The organism is Priestia sp. Y58 (assembly GCF_029522095.1).
GTDB classification, from domain to species: Bacteria; Bacillota; Bacilli; order Bacillales; family Bacillaceae_H; genus Priestia; species Priestia megaterium_E.
In genome coordinates this window covers 647,647-665,440 of the sequence record NZ_JAKWFL010000002.1, presented here as the reverse complement: position 1 = coordinate 665,440, position 17,794 = coordinate 647,647, and the positions used below count along the sequence as shown (strand labels likewise).

The window sequence follows — 17,794 nt, the reverse complement described above, 5'->3', positions numbered from 1 at the left end:
TTTATGATACTATTTATACAGTTACCTCATAGCAAAGAAAATAGCGGAATCTATTATATATATTGTATAGTAGAAACCTAGAAAATGAGTTGAAAGCACCCGTGAAAAGGGAAGCTTAGATACATAAAGCGAACGCCGCACGAAGAATGGCGATGGAGGGTATAGTGGAATGGAATATCATATTAAAGAGGCCGCTGCAAAGGTAGGGCTGCCTACGCACACGCTTCGATACTACGAACAGCAAGGGCTTTTGCCTTTTATAAAAAGAGATGAAAACGGGAATCGTATTTTTAGCGAGTCCGATATCGAATGGCTAGAATTTATTATTTGCTTACGGAAAACGGACATCTCTCTTTTAGAATTGCGTAAGATTGTTGAATTAACACAGAAAGGTGATGATACAATCGGTTTGCGCAAGGAGATATTTGAAAAGCATAGAGAGAAAATGATGGAAAAACAAAGAGAGCTGGACGTAGCTTTTAGAAAAGTTGAAACGAAAATTGACTACTATGATAAATTAGAACAAAAGTATCAGGAAGAACTTTCATCTAAAGCCTAATTTATCGTTTGTTTTTCTTATTTTATAAAGAATAAAAAGCGGGCAGCTAATTCAATTAGCTGCCCGCTTTTCTTCTAAACTTACAGTGTAGAGATATCAATAACAAATCGATAGCGAACGTCGCTGCGAAGAACGCGCTCGTACGCTTCGTCTACTTGATTTGCATCGATAACTTCAATCATAGGAGCAACGCCGTGCTCAGCTGCAAAATCAAGCATTTCTTGTGTTTCACGAATGCCGCCTACAAGTGAACCCGCAATGCTGCGACGTCCCATGATAAGCGAGAATACGCTGTATTGATCTGGGTTAGCCGGTGCACCAACGTTAACAAGCGTTCCATCTACGCGAAGTAATGATAAGTATTGATCCACGTTCAGGTTAGCCGATACCGTGTTTAAGATAAGGTCAAAGCGACCTGCTAATTCAGTGAACGTTGCCTCATCACTTGTTGCAAAATAATGATCTGCACCAAAGCTTAGAGCCTCTTCTTTTTTATTGTTAGAACGGCTCAATACCGTCACTTCAGCACCCATTGCATGTGCAAATTGAATCGCTACATGTCCAAGACCGCCCATTCCTACAATGGCAACTTTTTTACCAGGGCCAGCATTCCAGTGCTTTAACGGAGAAAATGTTGTAATCCCTGCACATAGAAGAGGACTTGCTGCATCCATACTTAAATTATCAGGAATACGAACAACGAATCCTTCTTTTACGACGATTTTTTGGCTGTAGCCGCCGTATGTACGGTTTCCGTCGTAATCCAATGAGTTATACGTTTGAACAACGCCTTTTGTACAGTATTGCTCGTCACCGTTCACACAGTACTCGCACTCTCCGCAAGAGTCAACGAAACATCCAACGCCAACGCGATCGCCAACCTTGTATTTGGTTACGTTTTCTCCAACCGCTTCAACTACTCCTGCGATTTCGTGACCAGGAACCATCGGGAACATCCCGCCGCCCCACTCATCAAATGCACTATGAATATCAGAGTGACAGATACCGCTAAACTTAATATCAATTAAAACGTCGTCTGCTCGCAGTTCTCTGCGTTCAATTGTCGTGTTCTCGAATTTTGCCTTTGCATGCGGCGCACTTAAAACACGTGATGTTGTTGTATGTTGATTACACATAAGTAAAAACACAATCCTTTCGTCATTTGATGTATTTAAAAGCTACAACACTAGCTTAAACGTTAAAGTCGACTTTAAAGCAAGAGTTTTTTTAAAAAAAATTTTGCTTTCTATGATTTTATGAAAAAAGAGAGTAAGGGATAGTGTAGCAGCTTTTTATCTATGTTTAGTTAAAAGAAACTCTTCAAGGGCGCGAGCTGCGGCGTGTTCATCCGCTCCATTTGTCAGTAACGTTATTTCATCTCCTTTTTTAACAGCTAAAGCCATGACCTTTATGATACTTTTTCCACTTACACATTTTCCATCTTTCGCAAGAAAAATGTCACTTTGAAACGAACAAGCTTCGCGTGCAAATAAAGCCGTATGTCTAGCTTGAAGTCCTCCAGAAAGCTGCACCGTCATTCTTTTAATCATCATTGTATTTCCCCTTTTTTGTATTTTAAAAACTATAAAACTAGCTTAGTCGTTAAAGTTGACTTTAAGGCAAGAAGTAATTTGGATAAAAAGTGGAAAGGGAAGAAAGAATAAGCCTACTGTTAATGCACATAGTGATCCTGTTGTTAGTATGAGGGAATGTGAGCGAAGCGTAATGCCGCTTTTGAAGGAAAGTTCTCATAAATCCTTTTGTTGGATGAGCAAAACACGTAAGAAGAGACCCTAAAAAAGAAAGAAAAATGATGAAATACTAAGCAAATGAGAAGATTTGCCTCTTTTAACAGATATGTGTACGTTTTCATACGGAATGTTTCCGTTTCCACTGACTTTGTCAAACAGCAGACAATTGTTGATAATAGAGCTATATAAGAGGCAAAGGGGACGATGAAATGAAAAAATCTATTTTAAAAGTAGAGAAGTTCATAACTGAATTTAAAACGTCAATGACAAGCTACGGAGAAGCTATTATAAAAGTAAAAGGAAACTGATTATAAAAAGATGCAGGTCATTTTTTATAAATCCATTCCATAAATTCATACTAAATAATAATGCTATTAAAATAAGAAATATAACTTCGCTGATAAAAGCTTTGTCTATTGTTGAAATAACAGTAGACAAAGCTTTTTTGTGTGGTTATATAAGTGGATGTGATATCTTTTATAACTAGCATTTTTAGAAGGAATAAGCCTTTAGGCAGATGCAGTGTATAAAAAATTCTGAAATTTTATTATTGACTGAAAGCGTTTTTAATATTAATATTAATTCAAACTTAACCAATATTTAACCAACACATAACAAAAGAGTTTTTTTATCTACAAATGAAATCGATTTCATTTGTAGAGTTATAAGATTGGTAAGTTTTATCACTATCTATTGCTAGTGAGGCAGCATTACACAATAAGGGGAAAAGAGGAATCAAAATGGGAAACGAAAATATTTTGTGGGGAATTGCTCCAATCGGGTGGAGAAATGATGATATTCCTGAAATTGGTGCAGAAAATACATTGCAGCATCTGTTAAGCGATATCGTCGTAGCGGGCTTTCAAGGAACGGAAGTGGGAGGTTTTTTTCCTGAACCAAGCATATTAAACAAAGAGCTTGAGCTTCGAAATTTAAGAATTGCAGGTCAATGGTTTAGCAGTTTTATCATTCGTGATGGGATAGAGGAGACGTCAAATTTATTTCACAAACATTGTCAGTATCTGCAGGAAGTGCATGCTGATGTGGCGGTCGTATCTGAGCAAACTTACAGTGTTCAAGGGATTGAAAGAAATGTTTTTGCTGAAAAACCTTATTTCAGTGATCAAGAATGGGAAGCTTTATGTGCCGGGTTAAATGAGCTGGGAAAAATCGCAGCAGAATACGGTTTACGTCTTGTCTATCATCACCATATGGGGACAGGTGTACAAACATTAGCTGAAATTGATCGGCTAATGGAAGGAACCGACGCAAATCATGTTCATCTTCTATATGATACGGGACATATTTACGTTTCTGACGGAGACTATATGGAGCTATTACATAAACATATAGATCGTATTAAACACGTTCATTTTAAGGATGCAAGAAGAAACGTGCTGGAGCAGTGCAAAAAAGAAGGAAAGTCATTTTTGCAGTCGTTTCTAGCCGGTATGTTTACCGTGCCGGGTGATGGATGTGTAGATTTTACAAACGTGTACAAAGCGTTAGTTGATTACAATTACAAAGGATGGATTGTGGTTGAGGCGGAACAGGACCCTTCTATTGCGCATCCATTAGAATATGCTTTAATGGCCCGAAAGTACATTAACGAAAAGTTAGTTATTCATTCTTAAAATAAGGCGGGGGAATTAGCATGGGTAAACAGGGAAATCAACATTCATTTTTACGTACGATCATTTTAGTTTCTACGTTTGGTGGACTGCTTTTTGGATATGACACGGGAGTTATTAATGGGGCACTGCCTTATATGTCTGAATCTGATCAATTGAATCTCAACTCTTTTACTCAAGGTCTTGTAACGAGCGCTCTTTTATTTGGTGCTGCATTTGGTGCGGTGGTAGGCGGCAGGCTAGCAGATCATAACGGGCGGCGTAAAACGATTCTGTATCTTGCCATTCTATTTTTTGTTTCCACAGTTGGATGTACAATTTCGCCAAACGCAGCCGTTATGATTCTTTGCCGTTTCCTATTAGGACTTGCTGTAGGGGGCGCATCTGTTACTGTACCGACATATTTAGCAGAAATGTCACCAGCTGAAAGCCGGGGGAAAATGGTAACTCAAAATGAACTTATGATTGTTACTGGTCAACTTCTTGCCTTTACGTTTAACGCGATTATCGGAAATATGCTAGGAGAAAACCCTCACGTTTGGCGATATATGCTGCCAATCGCTGCCATTCCAGCTGTTTTTTTATTCTTTGGCATGCTTAGAGTACCAGAAAGTCCGCGCTGGCTTGTGTCAAAAGGGAAAAATAACGAAGCGCTAACGGTTCTTCAAAAGATACGGGAAAGTAAAAGAGCCAAATCAGAGCTGCAGGAGATTGAGAGCGCTTACGAGCAAGAAGCAAAAATGGAAAAAGCAACGTTTAAAGATTTAACAACTCCGTGGGTTCGAAGAGTCGTTTTCCTTGGTATTGGAATTGCTGTTGTACAGCAGATTACCGGCGTAAACTCCATTATGTATTACGGCACTGAAATTTTAAAAGACGCAGGTTTTCAAACAGAAGCTGCTCTTATTGGAAATATCGGAAATGGAGTCATCTCCGTTTTAGCCACGTTTGTAGGAATTTGGCTGCTAGGTAAAGTTGGACGCAGACCAATGCTTATAACAGGATTGGTAGGAACGACTACTGCCCTGCTGCTGATTGGTATATTTTCTCTTGTATTTGAAGGGTCCGCGGCACTTCCATATATCGTATTAGCACTAACGATTACGTTTCTCGCATTTCAGCAAGGAGCTATATCTCCGGTAACGTGGCTAATGCTTTCAGAAATTTTCCCTTTACGATTAAGAGGCTTAGGGATGGGGGTTACCGTATTTTGTCTGTGGGGAATTAACTTCCTTGTAGGTTTAACGTTTCCTGTTTTATTGGCCAGCATTGGCTTATCCACTACGTTTTTTGTCTTTGTTGTACTCGGCATCGGAGCGATTTTATTTGTTAAAAAGTTTTTGCCGGAAACAAAAGGGCTTACACTTGAAGAACTGGAACAAAGGTTCCGTAGCTATGATAATGAAGACGCTGACGTCATGAATGACAATAAAATTATTTAAGTAAAGAATGGAGAGAATCATTATGAAACTATGTTTTAACGAAGCAACAACATTAGAAAATTCAAATCTTGTAAAGGACCTTGAGTATTGCAACAAGCACGGATATGATTATATCGAAATTCGCACAATGGATAAACTCCCTGAGTATTTAGAAAGTCACTCAATGGATGATTTAGCGCAGTTTTTTAATACAAATCATATTAAACCGCTAGCGCTGAACGCTTTAGTTTTCTTTAATAACCGCAGTGAAAAAGAGTACCAGGAAGTGATAGAAGAGTTTAAGAGTATGCTAGAAACCGCTCAAAAGATAGGCGCTCAGTATATCGTAGCCGTTCCTTTAGTAACAGAACAAAAAATCGTAAAAGCAGAGATTAAAAATAGCTGCGTACAAGTGTTGAATGAATTATCGGAATTGGCTGAACCTTACGGAGTTAAAATCGCCGTTGAGTTTGTAGGTCATCCTCAGTGTACGGTTAATACGTTTGGTCAAGCGTATGACATTGTGCAAACTGTGAACCGAGATAACGTAGGATTAGTACTTGACTGCTTCCACTTCCATGCGATGGGATCAAAACTAGAAGACTTAAAACAAGCGGATATTTCTAAAATATTTATTGTTCATATTGATGACACGGAAGATTTTCCTATTGGCTTCTTAACAGACGAAGACCGAGTATGGCCAGGTCTAGGAGCAATTAATTTAGATGCTATTTTCTCAACATTAAAAGAAAAAGGCTATGATGACGCGGTATCTGTAGAGCTATTCCGACCTGAATATTATCAATTAAACGCGGAAGAAGCAATTAAGACGGCTAAAGAGACAACCATTAAGGCTATCTCGGAATACTACAGCTTTCAAACAACAAAATCATATTCATGATAAGGAGTGTCAGTCAGTGACGTTAGTATCTTCAAAACTAGTATCAATGAAAGATATGCTTCAAGCAGCTAAAAAAGGAAACTATGCGGTTGGTCAGTATAATATTAACAGCCTGCAGTGGGCACAGGCTATTTTACAAGCTGCCGAAGAGGAAAAAGCCCCTGTCATTGCGGCCGTTTCAGACAGGCTTGTGGACTATTTAGGCGGATTTAAAACCATTGTAGGCATGATGGAAGGCTTGTTAGAGGAAATGAATATTACAGTTCCTGTTGCGCTTCACTTAGATCATGGTATGAGTGTAGAAAGATGTAAAAAAGCTATCGACGCTGGATTTAGCTCGGTCATGTTTGACGGTTCTCATTACCCAATTGATGAAAATATTGCCATGACTAAGCAAGTAGTAGACTATGCTGCTGCTCAGTATGTCTCCGTTGAATCCGAAGTTGGAACAGTCGGAGGCATGGAAGACGGGCTTATTGGCAACATCGTGTACGCTGATCCCGCTGAATGTCTGCATCTTGTAAAAGAAACGGGAGTCGATGCTTTGGCGGCCGCTTTAGGATCAGTTCACGGACAGTACCAAGGTGAACCGCAGCTGGGCTTTGATGAAATGAAGGAAATAGCTGACTTAACAGATGTACCGCTGGTTTTACACGGCGGTTCCGGTATACCAAACTATCAAATTCAAAAAGCAATAGCTCTTGGACATGCGAAAATTAATGTGAACACCGAGTGCCTTCAGGCCTGGACGCGTGCGGTTCGTCACACGTTGGAAAGCGACAGTGACGTGTATGATCCCCGAACCATTCTTACACCGGGAAAAGAAGCGGTGATGGCGACTGTAAAAGAGAAAATGAGAGAGTTTCACACAAGTCATAAAGCTTAATAAAAAAGAGGCTGGGATAAAAGTATTACAGTTGAAGCAAGATCCGAACGATGAATGGAGATTCTTGATAGAAAATCCAGCTCGATCGGATTTTTTCTTTGGTAGGGTTTTAATCCATTGAGTTGTTTCTAGCTGATGATTGGAGGGCAAGGCGAAGCCTTGCACGGAAATCAACAGCGGTGTAACAAACGATCCCTACTAGCTTATGTATCTAACTTGTTTGCCTTTAGCTGGAATTGATGTAGTTATGTCTCAATCTCTCTTTGTTTTAGCGGTTACACTTCTAGAAAATGCCTTTTGTAAAGGTTATAATAGTAAGTAACAAAAAAGCGAAAAGAAAGGTAAACGGGGGAGGTAGAAATGTTAAAAACGAAGCGAATTCAACAAATTCAAGAGTATGTTTTTGAACATGAATCTGTCTCATTAGATGATTTGGTTTCGGTGTTTGAAGTCTCCAAAAACACGATTCGACGCGACGTTCAAAAGTTAGTGGATGAAGGGCATATAAAAAAAGTATACGGCGGCGTAGCTGTTAACCATGTGAAGCTTGAATCATTTAATGAAAGACAAACAAGAAATCAGTTTCAAAAGCGTTTGATTGCCAAAACGGCAGCTCAGTATGTAGAAGACGGAGACGTGATCTTTATTGATTCAGGAACCACTACGTTAGAAATGATTGAATTTCTAAAAGACAAATCAATCACGATTGTTACTAATAGTTTAGATGTTATAGTAAAAGCCTTGCCTTTTGATGCGTTAAAAGTAATTTCTACGGGCGGCTATCTTGAACGTGAAACTCAATCATTTTCAAGCTTTAACCATGCCAATCCCGTAAAGAACTACAACTTTGATAAAGTATTTATGGCTTCTACGGGTATTTCCATATCAAATGGGGTTACCAATTCATCGCCCGTTGAAAGTGGAATCAAAGAAACGGTCATAAAAAGAAGTACAAAAGTGTTTTTATTAGCAGATCATACGAAATTTGATAAGTATGCAATGATTACATATTGTCAGCTGCATGAAGTGGATTATTTAATTACAGATAAAGTGGACGTCAGCTATCAGCACTATGCAAAAGAAAATGAGATTATGCTTATCCTTGCGGAAGAATAAGTGTTTTTGAGTGGTTATACATATGCTTAGACCTAGAGCCAGCAGGCATACAAAGAAGTATGCCTTTTCTTTTTTCTTCACATTGAGCTCCTTTAGAAAGCGATTACAGTGAATAAAAAGATAAACTAACAAAATTTTTAAAAAAGTGTTTACAAAGTAAACTGAATATTATAAACTAGGTTCATAGATAAGAAAGCGCTTTTAAAACTATATGAAATCGATTTCATCAAATGGAGTTGAATGTTTAATAGAATTGGTTTTACAGGTAAGACAGAACATGAAAAATTGATGGGGAAGTTAAGGATGGAGTTTGAAAAATATTTTTTTAACACCAAATGAAATCGATTTCATTAGAAAGTGGAATTTATGATGAATTTTCGAGCTTTTCTCCATCTTCAACTATTAAAAAGTACAGGGATTGAAAGTATTTGTCTCATCGCTAAATAGTAGCTGAAACAAAGGAAAGAGCTAGGAAGTAAGAGGATAGAACCTTATTTATCACATGGAATGAAATCGATTTCATTTAAAAAAGAGAAAAAAGGGTAGAAAAATCAATCTGATGGTGATTAATTTCAGAAGATAAGGTAGGAAGGTATATGAAAACGATAAGGTTAACAACGAGTCAAGCTTTAGTAAAATTTCTAAATCAGCAATATGTAGAGTTTGATGGAAAAAAAGAGCGTTTCATCAAAGGAGTATTCACCATTTTTGGACATGGAAATGTGGTGGGGATCGGGCAAGCGCTGCAGGAAAACCCAGGGGAGCTTGAAGTGTATCAAGGCAGAAACGAGCAGGGAATGGCTCATGCTGCAGTAGCTTTTGCAAAACAAAAACATCGAAAGCAAATCATGGCCTGCTCTTCTTCCGTTGGTCCAGGCTCAGCGAATATGGTTACATCGGCTGCAACGGCTACTGCAAACAATATTCCGGTGCTGCTTTTGCCAAGCGATGTGTTTGCAACTCGCCAGCCGGATCCGGTTCTTCAACAAATTGAACAAACGCATGATTTATCTCTTTCTACAAATGATGCCTTCCGGTCTGTCAGCAAGTACTGGGATCGAGTCAGCCGTCCAGAACAGCTGATGTCGGCTATGATCAATGCGATGCGTGTATTAACAGATCCTGCAGATACAGGAGCCGTTACAATCGCGCTGCCGCAGGATGTACAAGGGGAAGCGTGGGATTTTCCAGAAAGTTTCTTCCGTGAGCGTACCCACCTGATTGAACGCCGCGAGCCTTCGCAAGAAAGTATTAGAAATGCAGTGAAGCTGATTAAATCAAAGAAAAAGCCTCTTCTTATTTTAGGCGGCGGCGTTCGTTATTCAGAGGCTGCGAATACGTTTGCTGCATTTGCTGAAAAGTTTCATATTCCATTTAGCGAAACGCAAGCTGGAAAAAGCGGTCTTGAAAGCAATCATCCTTTAAATCTAGGAGGAGTTGGCGTAACGGGTAACAGCGCTGCTAATAAAATAGCACAATCCGCGGATTTAATTATTGGTGTTGGGACACGTTTCACAGATTTTACGACTTCTTCAAAGCTGTTTTACGCTGAGACGGATGTGTTAACCATTAATATTTCTGAATTTCACGCGTCAAAACTGGAGGCTACCAAAATTGTCGCGGATGCCAAAGTGGGTCTTGAAGCTCTTTCGTCTGCGTTAGAAGGCTACAAATCAGGCTATGAAACTGAAATTGAAGAAGCTAAATCAGAGTGGAATGAAGAGCTGACTCGTCTAAAAAACATTGCATACACAGGCGAAGAATTTGTTCCGGAAATCAAAGGGCATTTTGATCAAAGCCTGTCGGAATATAAAGATAGCCTGAGCACAGAACTTGTCCAAACGACTGTGCTTGGTAAAGTAAACGAACTAATTGCACCTGATTCTATTATTACATGTGCAGCGGGAAGCCTCCCGGGTGACCTTCAGCGCATGTGGATCTCAAATGAACGTAATACGTATCACCTTGAATACGGATATTCATGTATGGGCTATGAAATTGCTTCTGCCTTGGGCGCTAAGATGGCTGAGCCGGATAAAGAAGTGTATGCGATGGTAGGAGACGGAAGCTACTTAATGCTTCATAGTGAGCTGGTAACGAGCATTCAAGAAGGAATTAAAATAAATATTGTTCTTTTTGATAATTCAGGCTTTGGCTGCATCAACAACTTGCAAATGGATAATGGAATTGAAAGCTTCGGCACAGAATTCCGCGTTCGTAATCCACGGACGGGGCAGCTTGATGGAGATATTATGCGCATCAACTTTGCTCAATCTGGAGCTGCGTACGGAGCCAAAACATACGAAGTGTATACGATGGAAGAGCTTGAATATGCCATTGAAGATTCAAAAAAACAAAGTGTTAGTACACTGATTGACATTAAAGTTCTTCCAAAAACAATGACGGACGGCTACGATTCTTGGTGGCACGTAGGAGTAGCAGCCGTATCTGAAAGCTCAAACGTTCAAACGGCGTTTGAAGGCAAAGAAAGCCAGTTACAAAAAGCAAGAAAATATTAATCTTTTAAAAAGCTAGAATATCCAGTTTGCTTGATTAAAGAGTGTCCCTAGCATAAACACGTTAAAAAATAAGAAATAGAAAGGTGTGGAAAGGAATGGCTGATTTAATCGTACCAACAAAAACAGCTGATAGTGATGGAAATGTACTAACCATCACGCCGGAATCTGCAGGATGGGAGTACATTGGCTTTGACGTTTACTCATTAAAAAAAGGCCAAAAGCTTAAGAAGAACACGGAAAATCAAGAGATTTGTATTGTGATCCTAACCGGTAAGTCCAACATTTCTACAAAAGAAGAAAAATGGGAAAACATCGGACAGCGAATGAATATATTTGAAAAAATTCCGCCGTACTCCGTATATGTATCGAATGATGATCACTATGAAGTAGAAGCTGTAACCGACTTAGAAATTGCGGTGTGCGCAGCGCCTGGAAAAGGTACATACCCTGCTCGTTTAATTGCGCCGCAGGATGTGGGCGTAGAGCATCGCGGAGCAGGAAATATCGCGAGGCAAGTCCATAACATTCTTCCAGAACAAAGGCCGGCCGATAGTCTGCTAGTAGTGGAAGTGTTTACGCCGGAAGGAAACTGGTCAAGCTATCCTCCTCATAAGCACGATCAAGACAACTTGCCGCATGAATCGTATTTAGAGGAAACGTATTATCATAAAGTCAACCCAGGACATGGATTTGCGATTCAACGGGTATATACGGACGATCAATCTCTAGATGAAACAATGGTCATTAAAGATGGAGATGCAGTCTTGGTTCCTAAAGGGTATCACCCGGTATCTGCGCCTCCAGGTTATGAAGTTTATTATTTAAATGTTATGGCTGGTCCTGTGCGAACATGGAAATTTAATAATAGCAAAGATCATGAATGGATTATGGAAGAAAAATTAGCATTAAAGTAAGGAGACGACGTGATTATGAGTTATTTAACATTCGATTCACAAAAGCGATTTGACCTTCTTGCAGTAGGAAGGCTTTGCATCGACTTAAACGCAAATGAATTTAATCGCCCGATGGAAGACACGATGACGTTTACAAAATACGTAGGAGGATCTCCTGCTAACATTGCTATTGGTCTTTCTAGGCTTGGAATGAAGACAGGCTTTATTGGAAAAGTGTCAAATGATCAAATGGGCCGCTTCAGCACCAGATATTTAAATCAGCATAACATTAACACTGAAGGCATTGTAGTTGATCAAACAGGGGCCGTAACGGGACTGGCCTTTACTGAAATTAAAAGTCCTGAAGAGTGCAGCATCCTTATGTACCGTGATAACGTGGCAGATTTAAAGCTCCATCCAACAGAAGTTTCTGAAGAGTATATTAAGCAATCAAAAGCGCTGCTCATCTCCGGAACGGCTCTTGCTAAAAGTCCTTCAAGAGAAGCCGTGTTTCTTGCTCTTGAATATGCGAGAAAACATAGCGTGGTTGTATTCTTTGATGTTGACTACCGCCCGTATACGTGGGAGTCAGAAGCTGAGACTGCCGTCTATTATAATTTAGCAGCAGAAAAATCAGACGTGATTATTGGTACGCGAGAAGAATTCGATATGATGGAAAAACTTTTAAATTATGAAGAATCAAATGATCAAGTTACAGCTGAACGATGGTTTTCGCATCATGCTAAGATTGTCGTCATCAAGCACGGAGGAGAAGGCTCGATTGCTTATACAAAAGACGGTCAGTCTCATCGAGGCGGCATCTTTAAAACAAAAGTGCTCAAAACATTTGGAGCTGGCGACTCCTACGCATCTGCCTTTATTTACGGATTAATGCAAGGGTTTACAATTCCTGAAGCGATGAGATTTGGCGGTGCTTCTGCTTCTATTGTTATTTCAAAACACAGTTCTTCAGATGCAATGCCAACGGTAGAAGAAATTAAGCAGTTTATGGATACAGCTGAAGAGGTTCTGCAACAAGCATAATCAAAAATTGAGAGGAGAATGAACATGACACAAACAACAGTAAAAACAGTAAAAAACTATATTGGCGGCGAATGGGTGGATTCATCTACAAGTCTAACAGAACCAGTTTATAACCCTGCAACGGGTGAAGTCATTGCAGAGGTGTCTCTTTCAACAAAAGAAGATGTAGATCAAGCGGTACAAGCTGCGAATCAAGCATTCAAAGGATGGTCAAAAACTGCGGTGCCAAAACGTGCGCGTATTCTATTTAAATATCAGCAGCTATTAGTAGATAACTGGGACGAGTTAGCAAAACTTGTGACGCTCGAAAACGGAAAAAGCTTTAATGAAGCGCGCGGAGAAGTACAGCGCGGAATTGAATGCGTAGAATTTGCAGCGGGTGCTCCTACGTTAATGATGGGTAAACAGCTTCCTGATATTGCGACGGGCATTGAGTCTGGCATGTATCGTTATCCAATCGGTGTTATTGGCGGGATTACGCCGTTCAACTTCCCGATGATGGTGCCTTGCTGGATGTTCCCTCTTGCAATTGCTTGCGGTAATACATTTGTATTAAAGCCGTCTGAGCGCACGCCGCTTTTAGCAGCAAGATTAGTAGAATTATTTGAAGAAGCTGGATTGCCAAAAGGCGTATTAAATATTGTGAACGGCGCGCATGATGTGGTAAATGGCCTTCTTGAACATAAATTAGTGAAAGCAATCTCGTTTGTAGGTTCACAGCCAGTAGCTGAATATGTGTATAAAAAAGGTACAGAAAATTTAAAGCGTGTTCAAGCATTAGCGGGTGCTAAAAACCACTCAATCGTATTAAACGATGCTGACTTAAACGTAGCAACAAAACAAATTATCGGAGCTGCTTTCGGATCAGCAGGTGAACGCTGCATGGCAGCATCTGTCGTAACGGTGCAAGAAGACGTGGCAGATGAATTAATTTCACGACTTGTTCAAGAGTCAAACAACATCGTCATTGGAAACGGATTAGAAAAAGATGTTTTCTTAGGACCGGTTATTCGTGAAAACCATAAAGAACGTACGCTTAGCTATATTGAATCTGGCGTAGAAGAAGGAGCTCGCTTAGTTCGTGACGGCCGTGAAGATCATGCAGTAAAAGAGAACGGCTATTTTGTTGGACCAACTATTTTTGATAACGTTACACAAGAAATGAAAATCTGGCAAGATGAAATCTTTGCACCGGTGCTTTCTATCGTGCGTGTAAAAACGTTAGAAGAAGCAATTGACGTTGCCAATAACTCTCGATTCGCAAACGGAGCTTGCATCTATACAGACAGCGGCGCAAGCGTACGCGAGTTCCGTGAAAATATTGAGTCAGGCATGCTAGGAGTGAATGTAGGGGTGCCGGCACCTATGGCATTCTTCCCATTCTCAGGCTGGAAAGACTCTTTCTACGGCGATCTTCATGCCAACGGCACGGACGGCGTAGAGTTCTACACAAGAAAGAAAATGGTTACGGCACGCTACTAAGAATTCACTTATCGTACTATGGGATACTAGCGACATTTGCTAGTACCCTGTAGTACAATCGTATAAAAAAATAGAAGTCGTTTTTTTCGCAGTAACAAAATGGAAGTGATTAGTTGAGTGCTATAAGTACCCTCAAAGATAAATATCTTTTTGCAGCTGTTTCGTTTATCTTTTGGTTCTCGCAGTTTATTTACGTACCTATTTTGTCTCCTTATATGGAAGGGCTAGGAGGCAAGTATGCCTTTATTGGTTTAGTGTTAAGCAGCTATGGACTCATGCAGCTGTTATGTCGCCTTCCGCTCGGGATCTTTTCAGACTTTGTGAAAATGAGAAAACCGTTTGTTATCTTCGGCATGATAGCCAGCATGTCGAGCTGCCTGCTATTTTCGTTGACCGATAGCTTAATAGGCGTGTTTATATCACGCTGTTTAGCTGGATTGGCAGCGGCAACGTGGGTTGCCTTTACGATTTTATATTCAAGCTACTTTGAACGTGAAAAAACTACTCGTGCTATGAATATCATCTCATTTATAGTGGTTTTGGCTCAGCTTTTGGGCATGAGTTTAAGCGGTTACATCGTGAGTAAGTGGGGATGGCACGCTCCGTTTTGGATAGGGACGATCTTGAGTGTAATAGGCGCCGTTCTTTCTCTTTTCATTCACGAGCCTAAACAGAACATAAAGAGATCGCCTATAAAGCTTAAGGAATTAATCGGCGTAATAAAAGAGCCTTCGCTATTAAAAATTTCGCTGCTGTCTATTTTAGCACACAGCATTATTTTCACGACTATGTTTGGTTTTACTCCTGCGTACGCATTAAGCGCAGGATTTAGAGAGAGCGAGCTGAGTTTGATTGTCTTTTCCTTTATGATCCCTCATGCAGCTGCTCCTCTTATTATGGAAAAGCTATTTGTTTGGCGCTTTGGAAAATGGAGCATCTTGAAGGCCGCATTTTTTCTGGCCGCATTCTTTACCTGTATGATTCCTATGACGGAAAATAAACTTTTGCTTTGTATCATTCAAAGTGTGAACGGTTTTTCATTAGGATTAGTGTTTCCTCTTATGTTAGGAATGTCTATTGAAAGAATAGCTGTAGAAAAAAGAGCTACGGCGATGGGAGGCTACCAAGCGCTGTATGCGTTAGGAATATTCGGAGGTCCTTTTGCTGCAGGAATATTAAATTCTTGGATGGGACTTAAAGCAGGCTTCTTTTTTGCAGCAGCCTTAGGGTTAACCGCTACTGTTTTTGCAGCGGCATGGGATAAGAAAGAAGCGTCATATAAAGTTTTTAAAGCACAATAAAAAGTATGGAAGCAAGCATCTATTTCTATTTTTAAAGCTCACATATTAAAGGAGGCCATAGATTATGGTGTTGAAAATTGGTGTTATTGGAACAGGAGCAATCGGACAAGATCATATTAGAAGAATTACAAATACGTTATCAGGCGGAAAAATTGTTGCGGTTACGGATGTAAATCAAGAACAAGCAAAAGCTGTTGTCAAAAATCAAAACTTGGATGCCGTTATTTATGATGACGGACATGAGCTGATTAAGTCAAAAGATGTAGATGCAGTTGTTGTTACGTCTTGGGGACCGACACACGAGGAGTTTGTGCTAGGGGCGATTCAAGCTGGAAAATCTGTATTTTGTGAAAAGCCGCTTGCTACAACAGCAGAGGGCTGCAAAAGAATCGTTGAGGCTGAGATTACACACGGCAAGCCATTGGTGCAAGTCGGCTATATGCGCCGCTATGATACAGGGTATCGCGCTTTAAAGAAAGTGATTGAAAGCGGGCAAATTGGTGAAGCATTAATGGTTCACTGCGCACACAGAAATCCTACGGTACCTGATACATACACGGGCGATATGTCAATTGTTGATACATTCATCCACGAAATTGACGTGTTGCGCTGGTTATTAAATGACGATTATGTATCTGTTCAAATCGTGGCACCGCGAAAAACGAGCAAGGCACTTGAACATCTGCAAGATCCAATTATGGTGCTGCTTGAAACAAAGCAAGGCGTTCGAATTGATGCGGAGGTTTTTGTAAACTGCCAGTACGGCTATGATATTCAATGTCAAGTAGTAGGAGAAACAGGAATTGCTAACTTACCTGAACCTTCAAGCGTCGTGTTGCGCAGTGAAGCAAAAAAATCTACTGAAATTTTAGTAGATTGGAAAGATCGATTCATTGACTCTTATGATACAGAACTTCAAGACTGGATTAATTCAACGCTTAAAGGCGAAGTGAATGGACCAACAGCTTGGGACGGTTACGTTGCGGCCGTTACTTCAGATGCTTGCTTAGAAGCAAAAAAATCAGGAAACATTGTTCCTATTTCGTTAGGCGAACGTCCTGATTTCTACCATAAAACGTTAACCGCAGCAGGCAAAATGTAAGTGTAAAAACGTTTTGTTTACAACACAGCTTAATTAAAACTTAGGGGATGGGCACGTCTAGTGTGCATAAAGGAAAGGGGAGTTTTACATTGCGTTTAGCATATGATCCGTCACATTACCGTGACAATACGAGTTTAAAAGATACGATTGATACAGTTGCAAGATTAGGTTATGAATACGTAGAGTTATCTCCGCGCAAAGATTTTATTTGGTTTTATGAATACCCAAAAGTTGATAAACAGCGTATAAAAGACTTAAAAAGATATTGTGCCGATGCTGGGGTGAAAATTTCTTCTGTACTTCCGGTGCAGCAATGGTCTTCACCAAATGAGCAGGAACGTGAAGCAGCAGTAAGAAACTGGAAGCGTACAATTGAAATTACTTCTGAGCTGGAAGTAGATTTAATGAACAGTGAATTCAGCGGCGACAAGAGCCGGCCTGTTGAAAGCGAAGCGGCTTTTGTTAAATCGATGGAAGAGCTGATGCCGATTTTTGAAAAAGAAGGAATTAAGCTTAACCTCCAATCGCATCCAAATGATTTTATCGAATTAAACACAGAAGCTATTGCAATGATTCGTGCGCTGGATAAAGACTGGATTAAATTAGTTTATTCTGTCCCTCATGCTTTCTTTTATGACGATGGCGTTGGCGATGTAGCAAAGCACATTGATGAAGCGGGTGATTTGCTTGCACACGTTCTGATTGCTGATACTCTTAACCATAAAGCAGCGTTTGGACTGCGCTATATTGTAAATCCGCCTGATGCAAAGGTAACGATTCACCAGCATTTAAATCCTGGTGAAGGAGAAATTGATTTTGACGCCCTGTATCGCAAATTAAGAGAAATTAAATTTGACGGCATCGTAACAAACTCTGTATTTGCTTACCCTGATCGACCGGAATGGTCAAACGAAGTAACGTTAAAGTCAATTAGAGAAGGATTAAATATTAAAGAAAGCCTAAACATTTAACGTGATCCACTGAAGTGATGCGAAGCATAAAAAGATATGTTTTGCATCACTTTTCATGGTTTATGCTTGAAAGAAGATCAGAACTTGTGGGCATAGCTAGTTTAAAATAGTCTTAATTGTTCTATTCGGCCCCCATCATGATGATAAAGAGAGGCTTTATTATGCTAGTAATGTATAATAAAGATAGATGCAAAACGGATAGAACTTTTTATTATAA

Annotated in this window: 15 protein-coding genes; 13 read left to right on the top strand and 2 right to left on the bottom strand. The window is 39.9% G+C overall.

Going from position 1 to position 17,794, the window contains the following annotated elements:
• Positions 1–169 precede the first annotated feature (169 nt).
• Complete coding sequence (locus MMB68_RS09460; protein ID WP_277548695.1) at positions 170–559, top strand: MerR family transcriptional regulator; 390 nt, start codon at positions 170–172, stop codon at positions 557–559.
• Between the two features lie 80 nt (positions 560–639).
• On the opposite strand, the gene MMB68_RS09455 is transcribed toward MMB68_RS09460, so the two are convergent.
• A complete protein-coding gene (locus MMB68_RS09455; protein WP_048019442.1) occupies positions 640–1,695 on the bottom strand; it encodes an NAD(P)-dependent alcohol dehydrogenase in 1,056 nt (351 codons plus the stop codon).
• 156 nt (positions 1,696–1,851) lie between these two features.
• Positions 1,852–2,112, bottom strand: a complete 261-nt coding sequence (locus MMB68_RS09450; protein WP_221785400.1) for an HPr family phosphocarrier protein — start codon at positions 2,110–2,112, stop codon at positions 1,852–1,854.
• Positions 2,113–3,050: 938 nt separating this feature from the next.
• Between MMB68_RS09450 and iolE the strand changes: the two genes are divergently transcribed.
• The 12 genes from iolE to MMB68_RS09390 all read left to right on the top strand — a co-directional run bounded on the left by iolE (position 3,051) and on the right by MMB68_RS09390 (position 17,577).
• A complete protein-coding gene (gene iolE / locus MMB68_RS09445; RefSeq protein ID WP_047931375.1) occupies positions 3,051–3,944 on the top strand; it encodes a myo-inosose-2 dehydratase in 894 nt (297 codons plus the stop codon).
• Between the two features lie 20 nt (positions 3,945–3,964).
• Positions 3,965–5,383 (top strand): sugar porter family MFS transporter, encoded by a 1,419-nt coding sequence (locus tag MMB68_RS09440; protein ID WP_277548694.1) that lies wholly within the window; start codon positions 3,965–3,967, stop codon positions 5,381–5,383.
• 22 nt (positions 5,384–5,405) lie between these two features.
• The gene (iolI, locus tag MMB68_RS09435; RefSeq protein WP_277548693.1) at positions 5,406–6,263 is read left to right on the top strand and encodes a 2-keto-myo-inositol isomerase; all 858 of its coding nucleotides are present in this window, start codon (positions 5,406–5,408) and stop codon (positions 6,261–6,263) included.
• A 46-nt stretch (positions 6,264–6,309) separates the two neighbouring features.
• Positions 6,310–7,149, top strand: a complete 840-nt coding sequence (gene fba, locus MMB68_RS09430) for a class II fructose-1,6-bisphosphate aldolase (protein ID WP_277548789.1) — start codon at positions 6,310–6,312, stop codon at positions 7,147–7,149.
• Between the two features lie 360 nt (positions 7,150–7,509).
• Positions 7,510–8,265, top strand: a complete 756-nt coding sequence (locus tag MMB68_RS09425) for a DeoR/GlpR family DNA-binding transcription regulator (protein WP_277548692.1) — start codon at positions 7,510–7,512, stop codon at positions 8,263–8,265.
• A gap of 596 nt (positions 8,266–8,861) precedes the next feature.
• Complete coding sequence (gene iolD / locus MMB68_RS09420; RefSeq protein ID WP_277548691.1) at positions 8,862–10,784, top strand: 3D-(3,5/4)-trihydroxycyclohexane-1,2-dione acylhydrolase (decyclizing); 1,923 nt, start codon at positions 8,862–8,864, stop codon at positions 10,782–10,784.
• Positions 10,785–10,879: 95 nt separating this feature from the next.
• Positions 10,880–11,698 carry a 5-deoxy-glucuronate isomerase gene (gene iolB / locus MMB68_RS09415; RefSeq protein ID WP_277548690.1) on the top strand — a complete coding sequence of 273 codons (819 nt, stop codon included), beginning with the start codon at positions 10,880–10,882 and terminating at the stop codon, positions 11,696–11,698.
• A 15-nt stretch (positions 11,699–11,713) separates the two neighbouring features.
• Positions 11,714–12,721 (top strand): 5-dehydro-2-deoxygluconokinase, encoded by a 1,008-nt coding sequence (gene iolC, locus MMB68_RS09410; RefSeq protein WP_277548689.1) that lies wholly within the window; start codon positions 11,714–11,716, stop codon positions 12,719–12,721.
• Between the two features lie 24 nt (positions 12,722–12,745).
• Positions 12,746–14,203, top strand: a complete 1,458-nt coding sequence (locus tag MMB68_RS09405) for a CoA-acylating methylmalonate-semialdehyde dehydrogenase (protein WP_277548688.1) — start codon at positions 12,746–12,748, stop codon at positions 14,201–14,203.
• 113 nt (positions 14,204–14,316) lie between these two features.
• Complete coding sequence (locus MMB68_RS09400) at positions 14,317–15,504, top strand: MFS transporter (protein WP_277548687.1); 1,188 nt, start codon at positions 14,317–14,319, stop codon at positions 15,502–15,504.
• 64 nt (positions 15,505–15,568) lie between these two features.
• Entirely contained in the window at positions 15,569–16,606 is a 1,038-nt protein-coding gene (iolG, locus tag MMB68_RS09395; protein ID WP_277548686.1) for a bifunctional inositol 2-dehydrogenase/D-chiro-inositol 1-dehydrogenase, read from the top strand.
• An 89-nt stretch (positions 16,607–16,695) separates the two neighbouring features.
• A complete protein-coding gene (locus MMB68_RS09390) occupies positions 16,696–17,577 on the top strand; it encodes a sugar phosphate isomerase/epimerase family protein (protein WP_277548685.1) in 882 nt (293 codons plus the stop codon).
• Positions 17,578–17,794 lie beyond the last annotated feature (217 nt).